At 67.1% G+C, this 15,812-nt stretch carries 13 protein-coding genes; 12 read left to right on the top strand and 1 reads right to left on the bottom strand.

All coding sequences use genetic code 11. From position 1 onward, the window contains the following. Window positions 1–96: 96 nt before the first annotated feature. Window positions 97–1,224 carry a molecular chaperone DnaJ gene (gene dnaJ, locus AC3A3Q_RS00415; protein ID WP_487584390.1) on the top strand — a complete coding sequence of 376 codons (1,128 nt, stop codon included), beginning with the start codon at window positions 97–99 and terminating at the stop codon, window positions 1,222–1,224. Here dnaJ and AC3A3Q_RS00410 read toward each other — a convergent pair whose 3' ends face one another. After that, on the bottom strand, window positions 1,225–1,956 hold the full coding sequence (locus tag AC3A3Q_RS00410; protein WP_487584389.1) for a glutathione S-transferase N-terminal domain-containing protein: 732 nt from the start codon (window positions 1,954–1,956) through the stop codon (window positions 1,225–1,227). It lies immediately after the preceding gene. 101 nt (window positions 1,957–2,057) lie between these two features. Here AC3A3Q_RS00410 and dapB point away from each other — a divergent pair, with 101 nt between their 5' ends. The 11 genes from dapB (at window position 2,058) to AC3A3Q_RS00355 (ending at window position 15,811) form a co-directional block, all read left to right on the top strand. Further along, window positions 2,058–2,777 carry a 4-hydroxy-tetrahydrodipicolinate reductase gene (gene dapB, locus AC3A3Q_RS00405; protein WP_487584388.1) on the top strand — a complete coding sequence of 240 codons (720 nt, stop codon included), beginning with the start codon at window positions 2,058–2,060 and terminating at the stop codon, window positions 2,775–2,777. Window positions 2,778–3,057: 280 nt separating this feature from the next. Next, the gene (carA, locus tag AC3A3Q_RS00400) at window positions 3,058–4,182 is read left to right on the top strand and encodes a glutamine-hydrolyzing carbamoyl-phosphate synthase small subunit (protein ID WP_487584387.1); all 1,125 of its coding nucleotides are present in this window, start codon (window positions 3,058–3,060) and stop codon (window positions 4,180–4,182) included. Beyond that, on the top strand, window positions 4,179–4,745 hold the full coding sequence (locus AC3A3Q_RS00395; RefSeq protein WP_487584386.1) for a hypothetical protein: 567 nt from the start codon (window positions 4,179–4,181) through the stop codon (window positions 4,743–4,745). The genes carA and AC3A3Q_RS00395 overlap by 4 nt, the downstream gene beginning before the upstream one ends. Continuing rightward, window positions 4,745–5,200: a DUF6973 domain-containing protein gene (locus AC3A3Q_RS00390; RefSeq protein ID WP_487584385.1), complete on the top strand. Its 456-nt coding sequence runs from the start codon at window positions 4,745–4,747 to the stop codon at window positions 5,198–5,200. Before AC3A3Q_RS00395 ends, AC3A3Q_RS00390 begins: the two co-directional genes overlap by 1 nt. A gap of 7 nt (window positions 5,201–5,207) precedes the next feature. Further along, window positions 5,208–8,459 carry a carbamoyl-phosphate synthase large subunit gene (gene carB / locus AC3A3Q_RS00385; RefSeq protein WP_487584384.1) on the top strand — a complete coding sequence of 1,084 codons (3,252 nt, stop codon included), beginning with the start codon at window positions 5,208–5,210 and terminating at the stop codon, window positions 8,457–8,459. A gap of 216 nt (window positions 8,460–8,675) precedes the next feature. Then, on the top strand, window positions 8,676–9,152 hold the full coding sequence (gene greA / locus AC3A3Q_RS00380; protein ID WP_441814564.1) for a transcription elongation factor GreA: 477 nt from the start codon (window positions 8,676–8,678) through the stop codon (window positions 9,150–9,152). Next, window positions 9,152–10,117 (top strand): phosphoglycerate mutase, encoded by a 966-nt coding sequence (locus tag AC3A3Q_RS00375; protein ID WP_487584383.1) that lies wholly within the window; start codon window positions 9,152–9,154, stop codon window positions 10,115–10,117. The genes greA and AC3A3Q_RS00375 overlap by 1 nt, the downstream gene beginning before the upstream one ends. Further along, complete coding sequence (gene recJ, locus AC3A3Q_RS00370; RefSeq protein ID WP_487584382.1) at window positions 10,114–11,829, top strand: single-stranded-DNA-specific exonuclease RecJ; 1,716 nt, start codon at window positions 10,114–10,116, stop codon at window positions 11,827–11,829. The genes AC3A3Q_RS00375 and recJ overlap by 4 nt, the downstream gene beginning before the upstream one ends. Before the next feature lie 158 nt (window positions 11,830–11,987). After that, window positions 11,988–14,105, top strand: coding sequence for a glycosyl hydrolase family 18 protein (locus AC3A3Q_RS00365; RefSeq protein ID WP_487584381.1), 2,118 nt, complete (start codon window positions 11,988–11,990; stop codon window positions 14,103–14,105). 67 nt (window positions 14,106–14,172) lie between these two features. Then, window positions 14,173–14,616, top strand: coding sequence for a type II secretion system major pseudopilin GspG (gene gspG, locus AC3A3Q_RS00360; protein WP_487584380.1), 444 nt, complete (start codon window positions 14,173–14,175; stop codon window positions 14,614–14,616). Window positions 14,617–14,626: 10 nt separating this feature from the next. Further along, window positions 14,627–15,811 carry a type II secretion system F family protein gene (locus tag AC3A3Q_RS00355; RefSeq protein WP_487584379.1) on the top strand — a complete coding sequence of 395 codons (1,185 nt, stop codon included), beginning with the start codon at window positions 14,627–14,629 and terminating at the stop codon, window positions 15,809–15,811. Window position 15,812: the final 1 nt, after the last annotated feature.

Here is a 15,812-nt window from a genome sequence, read left to right as displayed (position 1 = left end):
CCAACGGCAGTGCTTCCGCAGCCGGTTCCCCTTTCTTGTGTTCGATCTTCGCTTTGACGTTTCCCCCTTACCGAGTCACCGAGTCAACCCCGGCAAATGAGCAAGCGCGATTACTACGAAGTCCTGGGCGTGGCCCGTGACGCCAGCGACGAAGACCTGAAGAAGGCCTATCGCCGCTGCGCGATGAAATACCACCCGGACCGCAATCCGGGTGACGCCGCTTCCGAAGCGTCGTTCAAGGAATGCAAGGAGGCCTACGAGGTCCTCACCGACGGCAATCGCCGACGCGCCTACGACCAGCACGGCCATGCAGCCTTCGAACATGGCATGGGCGGTGGTGGTGGCGGTGCCGGCTACGCCGACATGGGCGACATCTTCGGCGACATCTTCGGCAACATCTTCGGCGGAGGCGGCGGTGCGCGAGGTCCGCGTCGCGGTGCCGACATCGGTTACGTGATGGAGCTGACGCTGGAAGAGGCGGTTGGCGGCATCGAGAAGACGATCGAGATTCCGACCCTCGACGAGTGCGACACCTGCGACGGCACCGGTTCGGCCGATGGCAACCTCGAGACCTGCTCGACCTGCCAGGGTCGTGGCCAGGTACGGTTCCAGCGCGGCATCTTCTCGATGCAGCAGGCCTGCCCGCACTGCGGCGGTCGCGGCAAGACCATCGCCAATCCGTGTGGCGACTGCAACGGCCAGGGGCGCGTGGAGCGCACCAAGACCTTGCAGGTGAAGATTCCCGCCGGCGTCGACAACGGCGATCGCATCCGCCTCACCGGCGAAGGCGAAGCAGGGCCGGCCGGTTCCCCGCCGGGCGACCTGTATGTCGACGTGCGCGTGCGCGAGCACGAGATCTTCCAGCGCGACGGCGACGACCTGCACTGCGAAGTGCCTGTTCGCATCTCGCAGGCAGCACTGGGCGACACGATCCGCGTGCCTACGCTCGATGGCGACGTCGAGCTGCGCATCCCGGCCGAGAGTCAGACCGGAAAGCTGTTCCGCCTGCGCGACAAGGGCGTCAAATCGGTACGCAGCCGCGCCCCGGGCGACCTGTATTGCAGGATCGTGGTCGAAACGCCGGTCAACCTGACCCCCGAGCAGCGCGAGCTGCTGGAGAAGTTCGAAGCGACGTTCGTCGGGGAGGGAGCCCGTCGACATTCGCCGCGCGCCTCCACCTTTCTGGACGGAGTGAAGGGCTTCTGGGACCGGATGACGTCCTGATCATGGGTGGGAGTGGCTTGCAACGAGCCGCTCCCGCCATCGCAGCAGATCCTCGAATTCCGTGGCCAGCGCCGCGTCGCTCCAGCAGCGGCGGGTGGCCGGGCCAAGTGGCGGCTCGATCTTCGCGGCGGGCGCGATGCCCTCCAGCACGACGGCCATGGCGATGTCGGCGTAACTGAAGCTGCCCAGCAGGTAGTCGCAACCCGACGCCTGCAGGCCAGCGCGCGTGCGCTGCAATGCAATCCGCAGCGATCCGGGCACGAGCAGGTGCCGGTATTTGCGATCGAGCCGGCGCGCGGCGTCGCGTGCGACGAAGCGCAATGGTTGCCGCAACGGCGGCGGCAGCACCGAAGCGGACGCCTCATCGAGCGCCTGCGGATCGGCCAGCACGCAACGCACGACGCGGCTGCGGGCCTCGGCCAGTGCGGCCTCGCTGAGTTCGTTCCACGGTGCGATCGCGTCGAAGTCACCGAGCCGGTCGTCGCCGGCGCGAGCGGCGGCGAAGCGGGCGATATCCCACGAGCCGCGAATCACCTCTGATCCAGCCAGCAGGACGGGGACCGACACCGTCCCCGTCCATTGCCGCATCCGCCAGCGCAGCCAGGGCTCGCTCAGCGTGGGCGTGTACTCGCGGTACGCAAAGTCGACAGCGCAGACCTGCAGCGCCCAGCGCGCCTTCTGCGTCCACGGCGAGAAGGCTTCGCCAATCAGTAGTGCCTGGGGTGACGACACGGTCGTGCTCCGGCATGGACGCTGGCGGATTATTACCATTCGCCATCGCCATTCGGGCAGTTCGCTTGTCCACGCGGCCGTGTTGCGATTAGCCTGCGCGCATGAATGAATCGAACCCGCCCGTCCGTGTGCTGATCCACGGCGTCACCGGCCGCATGGGCCAGGCCCTGCTACGCCTTGCCGCCGAGCGCGACGATGTCGTCGTGGTTGCCGCGGTGTCGCGCTCGCAACCTTCGCAGCGCGTGGTCGATGGCGTACCGCATTTCGCCGCGGCGGAACTGCCCGGCGTGCCGCCGTTCGACGTCGCCATCGATTTCAGCCTGCCGCAGGGTTTCGACGCCATCCTCGATCTGTGCGCGCATCGCGGTACGGCGCTGGTCTCGGGCACGACCGGACTGGAAGACGCACAGCGCCACGCCCTGGACGCGGCGGCCGGGCGCATCGCGCTGCTGTGGGCGGCGAACTTCAGCCTCGGCGTGGCGGTGCTCAGCGAACTGGTCGAGCGGGCCGCGGCCGCGCTGCCGGGCTGGGATTGCGACATCGTCGAATCGCATCACGTGCACAAGAAAGACGCGCCGTCAGGCACGGCCCTGGCCTTGGGTGCGAGCGCGGAGCAGGGTGGGGCACAGCCGCGCTACGCCTCGCTGCGCGCCGGCGACATCGTCGGCGAACACCTGGTGCAGTTCGCAGCGCCTGGAGAGCGCATCGAACTGGTGCACCGGGCGACCAACCGCGACATCTTCGCCCGCGGCGCGTTGCACGCCGCGGCCAGGCTGGCGGCGAAGGCGCCCGGTCAGTACCGCCTGCGCGATTTGCTCTGAGCCGACAATGGCGTGGGTGAGCGCTCCGGAGGGCCGCAAGCCCCGCTACGGGCTCCCGCCAGGCCTGTACGAGCCTGAAGAATCTCTGGCCGCCATTCATTCAAGGCTGGCGCCCGGGGCCGCGGACCGCTAGAATTCCCGCTCGCCTGAACCCCTTCCGTCGGACCGGTCCCGCACCGCGTCCGCGCTTTGCTGCAGGCCGGTTTTTGCCGACTCAGGCATTCCGGCGGATGCGCAGCGGTGGGGGTGTCAGCACCCCCCGGCAGCCAAGGCGATCCCCGTGACCCAACCCGCAATCCTCGCACTCGAAGACGGCACCATCTTCGAGGGCGTTTCCGTAGGCGCGCCCGGCCTTTCGGTCGGCGAAGTCGTGTTCAACACGGCCATCACCGGCTACCAGGAAATCCTCACCGACCCGTCGTATGCGCGCCAGATGGTGACGCTGACGTACCCGCACATCGGCAACACCGGCTGCACCGACCAGGACGACGAGGCCGCACAGGCCTGGGCTGCCGGCCTGATCGTGCGCGACGTGCCGCGTCGCCCGAGCAACTGGCGCAGCCAGGTGTCGCTGCCGGAATGGCTGGCCAAGCGCGGCATCGTCGCCATCGCCGACATCGACACGCGCAAGCTGACCCGCATCCTGCGCGAGAAGGGTGCGCAGAACGGTGCGCTGATGGCTGGAGAGATCAACGTAGAGAAGGCACTGGAAGCCGCGCGCAAGTTCCCCGGCCTCAAGGGCATGGACCTGGCCAAGGAAGTGACCACGGCCAAGAGCTACGAGTGGACCGACGGCCAGCTCGACCTGGACCGCAACGAGTTCGTCAAGGCGCCGCCGCGTTTCCACGTCGTCGCCTACGACTACGGCGTCAAGCACAACATCCTGCGCATGCTCGCCGAGCGCGGCTGCCGCCTGACCGTGGTGCCGGCTCAGACGCCGGCCGCGGATGTGTTCGCGCTCAAGCCCGACGGCGTGTTCCTGTCCAACGGCCCGGGCGATCCGGAGCCGTGCGACTACGCGATCAAGGCGATCGGTGAATTCATCAAGGCGAAGATCCCGACCTTCGGCATCTGCCTGGGCCACCAGCTGCTGGCGCTGGCCAGCGGTGCGAAGACCATGAAGATGGGCACCGGCCACCACGGCGCCAACCATCCGGTCCAGGACCTCGACAGCGGCCGGGTGATGATCACCTCGCAGAACCACGGCTTCGCGGTCGATGAGCCGACGCTGCCGGCCAACGTGCGCGTGACTCACCGTTCGCTGTTCGACGGCACCAACCAGGGCATCGCCCTGACCGATGCCCCGGCCTTCAGTTTCCAGGGTCACCCGGAAGCGAGCCCCGGCCCGCACGACGTCGCTCCGCTGTTCGATCGCTTCGTGGCGATGATGGAGCAGGCCAAGTGACCCAGGCGCTGCGCCGCGTGGCTGCGGTCGCACTGATGCTGCTGCCCGTCGTGGCCGCGGCAGCCGTGCCGTCCGACAGCCAGGTGGTGCGGGTCCAGCAGTTGCTGGGTTTCGACGAAGCGTTCGCGCTGACCATGGACGAGAAGTTCGACCGCTCGCCGGAGCTGTCGCACTACAGCGACCGCGAGCGCACCTGCGTCAGCGGACTGGTCCGGCCGGCGTTCGCCGGTGCAATGAACAATGCCTTCCGCGACCTGTTCGGCGATGCCGCGGTGGTCGAGGACTGGGAACGCTTCTCGCAGACGCCGGGCGGTGCGCGCTTCATGGAGTTCGTCCGCAGTGGCGTGGTCGCGACCGTGCGCAATCAGCCGCGCCCGGAGCCGGAAGAGTTCATGGACGGACTGACGCCGACGCAGCTGGATGACGTGGCCAAGTTCATGTCCAGTCCGGCGGCGGCCGTGCTCAAGCGCGATTTCCCGGAAGTGGACCTGCCGCAGGAGCAGCAGGCAACGCTGGCGGCGAAAGTGCAGTCGCAGTGCGGTGTGGAGTTGCCCAAGGCGTGATGGGCGCCGTCGTCGCCAGCAACGTCGTCGCGAGCCCTGAGCGCCGCCGCTGGCGTCGCTGGTTCCTGGCGGCGGCTGTGTTGGGTGCGTATCCGGTGTTCGTGATGGTCGCCGTGTACGCGCAGTTCTTCGCGGTCGGCCTTCCCGGCGGTCGCAATGGCCCGGCCGATGCCTACCGGCACACGCTGGCCAGCGCGATCGTGGCCTACACGCTGTCGCCGCGCTGCGTCGACTGGGTGACGCAGGTGATGGAGCGGGGCGGGCAGGGAAATGCCGCACGTGCGATGGATGCGCACAACAACCGGATCGGTGCGCGCATCGGCGCCACCGCCGGCAGCTGGAATTCGATGCAGCAGGCCGTGCTTGCTGCGATTCACAACGGCGCGGTCGATGCCCGATCCGCCGAGCAGATCACCTGGCTCGCGCCCCCCGCGTGGCAGGAACGACTTTACTGAGGACACCATGCCCAAGCGCACCGACATCAAGACCGTCCTGATCATCGGCGCTGGCCCGATCGTGATCGGCCAGGCCTGCGAATTCGATTATTCAGGCGCCCAGGCATGCAAGGCCCTGCGTGACGAGGGCTACCGCGTGGTGCTGGTCAATTCCAACCCCGCGACCATCATGACCGACCCGAACATGGCCGATGCCGTGTACATCGAGCCGATCAACTGGCAGACGGTCGAGAAGATCATCGCCAAGGAACGCCCGGACGCGCTGCTGCCGACGATGGGCGGCCAGACCGCGCTGAACTGCGCGCTCGACCTGGCCGACAACGGCGTGCTGGAGAAGTACAACGTCGAGCTGATCGGCGCCTCGCGCGATGCGATCCGCATGGCCGAAGACCGCGAGCTGTTCCGCGTCGCCATGGCCGAGATCGGCCTGGAGTGCCCGAAGGCGGAAGTCGCACGCAGCTTCGAGCAGGCGGTCGACATCCAGACGCGCGTCGGCTACCCGACCATCATCCGTCCGTCGTTCACCCTCGGTGGCACCGGTGGCGGCATCGCCTACAACAAGGAAGAGTTCGAGGACATCGCCAAGCGCGGCCTCGAGCTGTCGCCGGTACACGAAATCCTCGTCGAGGAATCGGTGCTTGGCTGGAAGGAATTCGAGATGGAAGTGGTCCGCGACAAGGCGGACAACTGCATCATCGTGTGCTCGATCGAGAACTTCGACGCGATGGGTGTGCACACCGGTGACTCGATCACCGTCGCCCCGGCGCAGACCCTGACCGACAAGGAATACCAGCGCCTGCGCGATGCCTCCATCGCGGTGCTGCGCAAGATCGGCGTCGACACCGGCGGTTCGAACGTGCAGTTCGGCATCAACGCCAAGGACGGTCGCGTCGTCGTCATCGAGATGAACCCGCGCGTGTCGCGCTCCTCGGCGCTGGCGTCCAAGGCCACCGGCTTCCCGATCGCCAAGATCGCCGCCAAGCTCGCCGTCGGCTACACGCTGGACGAGTTGCGCAACGAGATCACCGGCGGCGCCACCCCGGCCTCGTTCGAGCCGACGATCGACTACGTCGTCACCAAGATCCCGCGCTTCGCCTTCGAGAAGTTCCCGCAGGCCGACGCCCGCCTGACCACGCAGATGAAGTCGGTGGGCGAGGTGATGGCGATGGGCCGCACCTTCCAGGAATCGCTGCACAAGGCCCTGCGTGGCCTGGAGACGGGCAAGGTCGGCCTCGACCCCACCGGCCTGGACCTGTCCAGCGAGCAAGACCTGGCAACGCTGCGCCGCGAACTGAAGGAACCGGGCCCGGAGCGCATGTTCTTCATCGGCGACGCCTTCCGCGCCGGCATGAGCGTCGAAGACGTCCACGCGATGTCGTTCGTGGACCCGTGGTTCCTCGACCAGATCGAAGAACTCATCGCCGCCGAGAAGCAGGTCGCCGAAGCCGGCCTGTCCGCGCTCGACAAGAGCCGCATGCGCGCGCTCAAGCGCATGGGCTTCTCCGACGCGCGCCTGGCGCAGCTGACCGGCACCGACGAGACCGCCGTCCGCACGCTGCGTCGCGCCTTCGGCGTGCGCCCGGTGTACAAGCGCGTGGACTCCTGCGCGGCCGAGTTCGCCACCACCACCGCCTACATGTACTCGACCTACGAGGACGAGTGCGAAGCCAACCCGACCAACCGCGACAAGATCATCGTGCTTGGCGGCGGTCCCAACCGCATCGGCCAGGGCATCGAGTTCGACTACTGCTGCGTGCACGCCGCGCTCGCCCTGCGCGAGGACGGCTATGAAACCATCATGGTCAACTGCAACCCGGAGACGGTCTCAACCGACTACGACACCTCCGATCGCCTGTACTTCGAGCCGCTCACGCTCGAGGACGTGCTCGAAATCGCCGACCTGGAGAAGCCCAAGGGCGTGATCGTCCAGTACGGCGGCCAGACGCCGCTGAAGCTTGCGCGCGCACTGGAAGCCAATGGCGTGCCGATCGTCGGCACCAGCCCGGACAGCATCGACCTGGCCGAGGACCGCGAGCGCTTCCAGAAGCTGGTGCAGGACCTGGGCCTGGCGCAGCCGCTCAACCGCACCGCGCGCAACCCGGACGAAGCGCTTCTGCTCGCCTCGCAGATCGGCTACCCGCTGGTGGTGCGCCCGAGCTACGTGCTCGGCGGCCGCGCGATGGAAATCGTCTACGGCGACTCCGACCTGACGCGCTACATCCGCGACGCGGTCAAGGTGTCCAACGACTCGCCGGTGCTGCTCGACCGCTTCCTCGACAACGCCGTCGAAGTCGACGTCGATGTCATCGCCGACAAGGATGGCAACGTCCTGATCGGCGGCGTGATGGAGCACATCGAAGAGGCCGGCGTGCACTCGGGCGACTCCTCGTGCTCGCTGCCGCCGTACTCGCTGACCCCGGCCGTGCAGGACAAGTTGCGCGACCAGGTGCGGGCGCTGGCCAAGTCGCTCAAGGTCGTTGGCCTGATGAACACCCAGTTCGCGATCACCTTCGACGAGCAGGGCAAGGAAACGATCTACCTGATCGAAGTGAACCCGCGTGCCTCGCGCACCGTGCCGTTCGTGTCCAAGGCGACCGGCATGGCGCTGGCCAAGATCGCGGCGCGCTGCATGGTCGGCCAGACCCTGGCGTCGCAGGGCGCCACCAGGGAGATCATCCCGGAGTACTACTCGGTCAAGGAAGCGATCTTCCCGTTCGCCAAGTTCCAGGGCGTCGACCCGATCCTCGGGCCGGAGATGCGTTCCACCGGTGAGGTGATGGGCGTGGGCCGCAACTTCGGCGCGGCGATGGCGCGCGCGCAGGAAGCCGGCGGCATCAAGGCGCTGCCGCAGGGCGGCAAGGTGTTCGTGTCGGTTCGCGATCCGGACAAGACCCGCGTGTTGCCGGTCGCACAGGACCTGGTCAAGCGTGGCTACAGCCTGGTCGCCACCGAGGGCACGCATGCCTTCCTGACCGCGCAGGGCATCAGCTGCGAGCGCATCAACAAGGTCACCGAAGGCCGCCCGCACGTGGTCGACCTGATCAAGAACGGCGAGCTGGTCTACATCGTCAACACCACCGAAGGCCGCCAGGCGATCAACGACTCGTTCTCGATCCGCCGCGAAGCGCTGCAGCATCGCGTGACTTATTCGACGACGGTGTCCGGCGCGCGTGCGCTGGTCAACTCGCTCGAGTACCGCGGCACGGGTCCGGTGTGGTCGCTGCAGGAACTGCACAAGGAAATCGACGGCGCGGCCTGAAGCCGCGCCCGGCATCCTCATCCCCGCGAAGGCGGGGACCCAGCGTCTTGGGCTTCCGGGCAACAGCGAACGTCCCTGGGTTCCCGCCTTCGCGGGAATGACGGGCCAATCACGACATTCCCGCCTGCGCGGGGATGACGGACTGACACCATCTGATAGAGAATCCGGCTATCGAAGCCGTAGCCGGCCGTTGGGCCGGATCCAAAGGAAACAGCAATGCGAGCACCCATCACCCTGCACGGCGCCCAGCGCCTGCGCGCCGAGCTTGAAGAACTGAAGTCGGTCAAGCGGCCGGCCGTGATCAATGCGATCTCCGAGGCGCGCGCCCATGGCGATCTCAAGGAGAACGCCGAATACCACGCCGCGCGCGAGCAGCAGGGCTTCATCGAAGGCCGCATCAAGCAGCTCGAAGCCGAGCTGTCGCATGCGCAGATCATCGACGTGGCCTCGTTGAATGCCGGTTCGCGGGTCGTGTTCGGCGCCAAGGTCGAGCTGGCCGACAGCGAGACCGACGAAGAGCGCAGCTACCAGATCGTTGGCGACCTGGAGGCGGACATCAAGCAGGGCCTGATCGCGATTTCGTCGCCGGTGGCGCGTGCGCTGATCGGCAAGCATGAGGGCGACACGGTCACCATCGAAGCGCCCGGCGGTATCCGCGAGTACGAGATCATCGGCGTCAGTTACGCCGGCTGATGATCACGCTGCTGCTGCCGGCACGCGATCGCTTCGGCGGACAGCGGCTCTCGCCCGTCACGGGCAAGGCCCTGGCCCGCGCCGACCGCAGCCAGGCGGCAGCAGATCCGTCCCCGGACGGACGCGCGCAGATGGCGCGCGTGCTCGACGTGCTTCCCCGCGGCTGGCCGGTTGCCGCTGCCGCGCGCCAGCGTGACGCCGGCGATGCCGCCAACGCGGTCTGGCTGCGCGCCGATCCCGCCTACGTGCAGCCGGACATCAACGGTGCGCGACTGCTCTCGTACGGCCAGGCCCTGGGCCTGACGGCCGCCGATGCGGCCACGCTGCTGCGCCCCTTGAAGCCATTGTTTGGCGACGCCGGCTTCCCGATCGATGCGCCGGTTTCGTCGCGCTGGTACCTGCGCCTGCCGCTGGGCGCGAAGCTCCCCGAGTTCACCTCGCCTGAGCAGGCGCTCGGCGCTGACATGTTCGACCAGTTGCCGGAAGGCAACGAAGGTCGCCGCTGGCGCGCCCTGCTGAGCGAAGCCCAGGTCGTGCTGCACAATCACCCGCTCAATGCCGAGCGCGCCGCGGCCGGCCTGGCCCCGGTCAACTCGCTCTGGTTCTGGGGCGCCGGGATCCTGCCCGACCACGTCCGCACCGCCTTTGCCCACGTTGCCAGCGACGACGAGGCACTTACGGCGCTGGCCGCGATGGCTGGCGCAAGGGTCGATGGACGTCCGACTTCGTGGCCCGGCGGTGACGGCAACGCGTTGTTCGACCTGCGCGATGCGCGCGACCTGGCGCTGCTGGAGCGCGACTGGTTCGCACCGCTGGTTTCGGCGCTTGCGCATGGCGACATCGATCGCCTGCAGTTCGACTTCGCCGATGGCGCCCTCTACGACCTTGCACGCAGTCAGCGCTGGCGCTTCTGGCGCAAGCCGTTGCACTCGTTCATTGCCGGCGCGGCCGGCAACGCTGCATGAAGCCGCAAGCCAGATTGCGCCGGCGCGAATACGAGCAGGCCGGTCAATGGCCTGACACCTTGTCGCCGCTACTGCGCCGCCTGTATGCCGCACGCGGAGCGATGAGCATCGAGCAGGCGCAGCCGCGCCTGGCCAATCTGCTGGCACCCGATGACCTGGGCGGCCTCGATGCGGCCGTGTCGCTGTTGTCGGCCGCGATTGCGGAAGATCGCCACATCGTCGTTGTCGGCGATTTCGATTGCGATGGCGCTACCGCCTGCGCCGTCGGCGTGCGTGGCCTGCGCATGCTCGGTGCTCGTCGTGTCTCGCACGCGGTGCCCAATCGCATGGTCCATGGGTATGGATTGTCACCGGCGCTGGTGGAGGAGCTGGCGGCGCTGCAGCCCGAGCTGCTGGTGACGGTCGATCACGGCATTGCCTGCCATGCCGGCATCGCCGCGGCGAAGGCGCGCGGCTGGAAGGTGCTGGTCACCGACCATCACCTTCCCGGTGAGCAGTTGCCGCCGGCCGACGCCATCGTCGATCCGAACCTGCACGGCGATCCATTCCCGAGCAAGGTGCTGGCCGGTGTCGGCGTGATGTTCTACGTGCTGCTGGCGCTTCGACGTCACCTGCGCGTGCAGGGGGCGTTTGCCGGCCAAGGGCCGGATCTGACAACGCTGCTCGACCTGGTCGCTGTCGGCACCGTCGCCGACCTGGTGCCGCTGGACGCGAACAATCGCGCGCTTGTCGCCGCCGGTCTGCGCCGGCTGCGTGCGGGGCAGGGCAGCGTCGGACTTCGGGCGCTGATCGAAGTGGCGCAGCGCGACGCCAGTCGCCTGACCGCCTCCGACATCGGCTATGCCGTGGCCCCGCGACTCAATGCGGCCGGGCGCCTGGAGGACATGACGCTCGGCATCGAATGCCTGTTGACCGACGACCTGGCGCGGGCGCGCGACATCGCCGCGACGTTGAACGAGATCAACAGCGAACGTCGCGCCGTGCAGCAGCAGATGACCGACGAGGCCGAGCAGGCGCTGGCGCGCGTGAGCGTGCTTGAGCAGGGCACGCGCAGCGCGGTTTGTCTCTACGACGCTCAATGGCATCCGGGCGTGGTCGGGCTGGTGGCGTCGAAGATGAAGGAGCGGCTGCATCGTCCGGTCATCGCCTTCGCACCGGCCGAACCGGGCAGCGACACGTTGCGTGGTTCGGCGCGATCGATCCCGGGATTCCATATCCGCGATGCGCTGGCCGATGTCGCCGCGCGCCATCCGGCGCTGATCGAGCGTTTCGGCGGCCATGCGATGGCGGCCGGCCTGTCCCTGCGTGCCGAAGCCTATCCGGCGTTCGCGAGTGCATTCGAGCAGATCGCACAGGCAGCGCTGACGCCGGAGTTGTTGCAGGCCGACGTGCTCAGCGATGGTGAGCTGGGCGTTGCCGATTTCAATCGCACCAGCGCCGAGGTGCTGCGTGACGGTGGTCCGTGGGGGCAGGGCTTCGCGGAGCCGCAGTTCGATGGCGAGTTCGATGTAGTGAGCTGGCGCGTCGTCGGCGAACGCCACCTCAAGCTGGTGCTGCGTTTTGCCGGTGTGCAGTTGAATGCGATCGAGTTCGGCGGCTGGCTTGGCCATGCGCCGCCGGATCGTCTGCGCATCGCGTACCGTCTCGAACCCGATGACTACCGCGGCGGCGATGCCGTGCAACTGGTCGTCGTGCACAGAGAGCCTGCATAGGCTGCTGCCGCGTTGTGGGGAATGACTGACGAGGAACTCGGATTTTTTCGTTCCAGACTTTCAGACAATTCTTAAAGACTGAGGCGGTACCTGCCTATAGCGTCGACGCCGAATCTGAACATTTGTTCAGACACTGCAAGCACACGGCGGTGGCATTCATGAATATGGAAAAGTATCGCGCGTCACTATTGGCAGCGGCGCTGTTCGCTGCTTATTCGTCTGCCGCGATCTCCGCGGAGTGGCGCGAAGGTGCCACCTACAGCACAGGCACGACGGTCACCTACGAAGGGCGAACCTACCAGGCGCTGCAGGCGCATACGGCCCACGCCGGTGCCGGTTGGACGCCCAAAGCCAGCCCGACACTTTGGCGCGACACGGGAGCCGCTACCGGCTCGCCGACACCGACTCCGACACCATCTCCCGCACCGGCACCGGCGCCGACACCGAGTCCGTCTACGGGAAGCTGCGGAGCGGCCTGGTCTTCCAGTGCAACCTATGCCAACGCCGGCACGAGAGTGACCAGTGGTGGTCGTGTCTACCAGAACAAGTGGTGGACACAGGGCGACAGTCCGTCGCAGTCCGGTGAGTGGGGCGTGTGGCAGGACATGGGCGCTTGCTCGGGTGGCGCAGGCACTGCGACACCGGCACCTGCACCGACACCTACGCCGACTCCGACTCCGACTCCGACTCCGACTCCGACTCCGACTCCCGCACCAACACCAACACCAACACCAACACCAACACCAACACCAACACCAACACCAGCACCGGCACCGGCACCGGCACCGGCTCCTACGCCTACGCCGACGCCAACTCCGACGCCAGCTCCGACACCGGCACCAACTCCGACTCCGACTCCGACTCCGACTCCAGCACCAGCACTAGCACCAACTCCTACACCCGCACCCGCACCCGCGCCATCCCCAGCTCCAGGAACCGTCACAGGTTCCGGCCCGTCCTCAGGCAAGGAAGTCGGCGGCTACTTCGCGCAGTGGGGCATCTATGGGCGCAACTACCAGGTCAAGGACATCGCCAACAGTGGCGCAGCGCAGCACCTGACCTTCGTCAACTACGCCTTCGGCAACCTCTACCCGAAGAATGGTGGCTACGAGTGCGACATCATCACCAAGGCCGAACCAAGCGATTCCAACAGCCCGCAAGCCGGCAGCGGCGGTGATGGCTGGGCCGACTACCAGAAGGGCTTCACCGCGCCCGAGTCCGTCGATGGCGCCGCCGACTCGTGGGGCTTCGCCTGGGACGATCCGCGCAGTGGCAAGGCAGGTCCGCTCAAAGGCAACTTCAACCAGTTCAAGAAGCTCAAGGCCAAGTACCCAGGGATGAAGGTCATGATCTCGCTGGGCGGCTGGACCTGGTCGCGGTGGTTCGCCAAGGCGGCGGCGACCGATGCGCTGCGCAAGCAGCTGGCGAGCTCGTGCATCAACGTCTACATCAAGGGCAACCTGCCGTTCGACCAGGCCAGCAATGCCGGCGGTGACGGCGCCGCGGCCGGTGTGTTCGACGGCATCGACATCGACTGGGAGTTCCCGGGTGGTGGCGGAATGCCCTACAACGCGGTCGAAGCGGACGACAAGCGCAACTACACGCTGTTGCTGGCGGAGTTCCGCAAGCAGCTCGATGCGATCGGCCAGCAGAACGGCAAGCACTATCTGCTGACGGTGGCAATCGGATCCGGTGGCGACAAGATCGCCAACACCGAACCTGGCGAGTACAGCAAGTCGCTCGACTGGATCAACGTCATGTCCTATGACTTCCACGGCGGCTGGGAGGCCACCGGGCCGACCGATTTCCAGTCCAACCTGTACATCGATCCGGAAAGCCCGAACGCGAAGGGCAACGGCGCAACGTTCAACGTCGACAGCGCGATCAAGGCGCTGCTGCAAGGTGGCGTCGCGCCTTCGAAGATCGTCGTCGGCATCCCGTTCTACGGCCGCGGCTGGACCGGCGTGGCTGCCGGGTCGAAGGGCGACGGGCTCTACCAGCCTGCCAGCAAGCAGGCGCCAGGCAGCTACGAAGCCGGCGTCGAGGACTACAAGATCCTCAAGAACGCACCGGGCATCGTGCGCGAGCATCCGGTCAGCAAGCAGGCCTGGAAGTACGACGGCACGACCTTCTGGTCGTACGACACGCCGGCCACCGTTCGCGAAAAGCTCGACTACGTGCGCAAGAACAACCTGCGCGGCGTCTTCAGCTGGGAGCTTGACGGTGACGCGGACGGCGCCGAACTGACCAAGGTGATGGGAGAGATCAACAAGTAGCTGGCGAGTCGGCGCGAGGGTCCGCGCGCTTCACCGCTCCCGGATCCGTCAATCATCGGAGTCGACCATGCACGCTGCTTCCCTCGCTGTCGCCTCCACCCGCCGCAGGGCGGGTGGGTTCACCTTGCTGGAACTGCTGGTGGTCCTGCTGATCATCGCGCTGCTGGCGGGTTACGTCGGGCCGAAGCTGTTTGGCGAGATTGGCAAGGCCAGGAGCAAGACCGCCGCGTCGCAGATGAAATCGATCGCCGACGCGCTCGATCGCTATCGCCTCGACACCGGTCGGTTTCCCTCCACTGACGAGGGCCTGCGGGCACTCTCGGTCAATCCCGGGAATCTGCACGGCTGGGCCGGGCCCTACATGAACAACGACGTGCCGCCCGATCCGTGGGGCGCGCAGTACGTGTTCCGCATGCCCGGCGAGAGTGGCAAGGACTACGACCTGCTGACGCTCGGCGCCGACGGCAAAGCCGGCGGAACCGGCGAAGACGCCGACATCGTCGCCAAGTAGGGCCGATGGCATGCGCTTCCTGGTGCGCTTTCGTGCCGGTGACGGCCCGAGACAGATCGAGCTGGAGGCGGCGGACGAACCGCAGCTGCGGCAGATGGTGCAGGCAATGGGCCTGGGAGTGGTCGATGTGGCGCCGATGCCAAGGCGCCGGATGGGCCTGGTGTTACGCAAGCCGCGCTTCGACCGGTCGTTGTTCACGCAGGAACTGATCGCACTGCTGGAGGCAGGCCTGAGCCTGATCGAAACAATGGAGACGCTGCGCGACAAGAGTGGCGAGGGCATCAACCGGAGCGTGCTGGCCGGCATCGTCGACGCCTTGTGCGAAGGGCTGCCACTGTCGAAGGCGCTGGAGCGCCAGCCGGACGCGTTCCCCGCGCTGTACGTGGCCACGGTCGCCTCGGCCGAACGCACCGGTCACCTGGCCGAAGCACTCAAGCGCTATCACCACTACGACGCCAGGCTCGCGGTGGTGCGCAAGAAGGTGGTCGCGTCGATGGTGTATCCGATGGTGGTGATCGCGACCGGGGCGATGATCATCCTGTTCCTGGCGTTCTACGTGATCCCCAAGTTCAGCCAGGTCTACGCGTCGATGAAGGACCTGCCAGCGGCGGCGCGGCTGATGCTGTGGTGGGGCGAGACGGTTCACGCCCACGGCGCGGTGTTGTTCGCCGCGATCGTTGCCTCGGTGGTGCTGGCAGTGCTGGCACTGCGCAGTGCCGGGACGCGCGAGAAGCTGATGGGGCTGGTCTGGGCGTTGCCTCGCATGAGCCAGTACCAGCGCCTGTTCGCGTTGACGCGCTTCTATCGCACGCTTGGGCTGCTGCTATCGGGCGGCATGTCGGTTGTGGCATCGCTTGAGCTGTCGTCGCAGTTGCTGCCGGTGCGGATGCAACCGTCGCTGTCGCAGGCGCTGGGCGACATCAGTGCCGGCAAGGCCCTGTCGACCGCGCTGCCCGCCGCCGGCCTGACCACGCCAGTGGCCGAGCGCCTGATCCGGGTCGGCGAGCAGAGCGGTGAAGTCGCGGCCATGGTCACGCGCTCGGCCGAGTTCTGCGACGACGAGCTGGACCGCGCCATCGACACGCTGATGCGGATGGTCGAGCCGGTGCTGATGCTGGTCGTCGGTGCGATTGTCGGCACGATCGTGTTCCTGCTGTACATGCCTATCTTCCAGCTCGCCGGAAGCGTGGGGTAGG

This window comes from Lysobacter sp. Soil_C_59 (assembly GCF_057656415.1).
The sequence above is the reverse complement of the archived record's forward strand: the minus strand, read 5'-3'. Positions and strand labels throughout refer to the sequence as shown.

Bases quoted from the DNA above. Each gene is read 5' to 3' on its own strand.
- dnaJ (WP_487584390.1), top strand. From the start codon at position 97: ATGAGCAAGCGCGATTACTACGAAGTCCTGGGCGTGGCCCGTGACGCC.
- AC3A3Q_RS00365 (WP_487584381.1), top strand. From the start codon at position 11,988: ATGAATATGGAAAAGTATCGCGCGTCACTATTGGCAGCGGCGCTGTTC.
- greA (WP_441814564.1), top strand. From the start codon at position 8,676: ATGCGAGCACCCATCACCCTGCACGGCGCCCAGCGCCTGCGCGCCGAG.
- AC3A3Q_RS00355 (WP_487584379.1), top strand. From the start codon at position 14,627: ATGCGCTTCCTGGTGCGCTTTCGTGCCGGTGACGGCCCGAGACAGATC.
- gspG (WP_487584380.1), top strand. From the start codon at position 14,173: ATGCACGCTGCTTCCCTCGCTGTCGCCTCCACCCGCCGCAGGGCGGGT.
- recJ (WP_487584382.1), top strand. From the start codon at position 10,114: ATGAAGCCGCAAGCCAGATTGCGCCGGCGCGAATACGAGCAGGCCGGT.
- AC3A3Q_RS00375 (WP_487584383.1), top strand. From the start codon at position 9,152: ATGATCACGCTGCTGCTGCCGGCACGCGATCGCTTCGGCGGACAGCGG.
- carB (WP_487584384.1), top strand. From the start codon at position 5,208: ATGCCCAAGCGCACCGACATCAAGACCGTCCTGATCATCGGCGCTGGC.
- AC3A3Q_RS00390 (WP_487584385.1), top strand. From the start codon at position 4,745: ATGGGCGCCGTCGTCGCCAGCAACGTCGTCGCGAGCCCTGAGCGCCGC.
- dapB (WP_487584388.1), top strand. From the start codon at position 2,058: ATGAATGAATCGAACCCGCCCGTCCGTGTGCTGATCCACGGCGTCACC.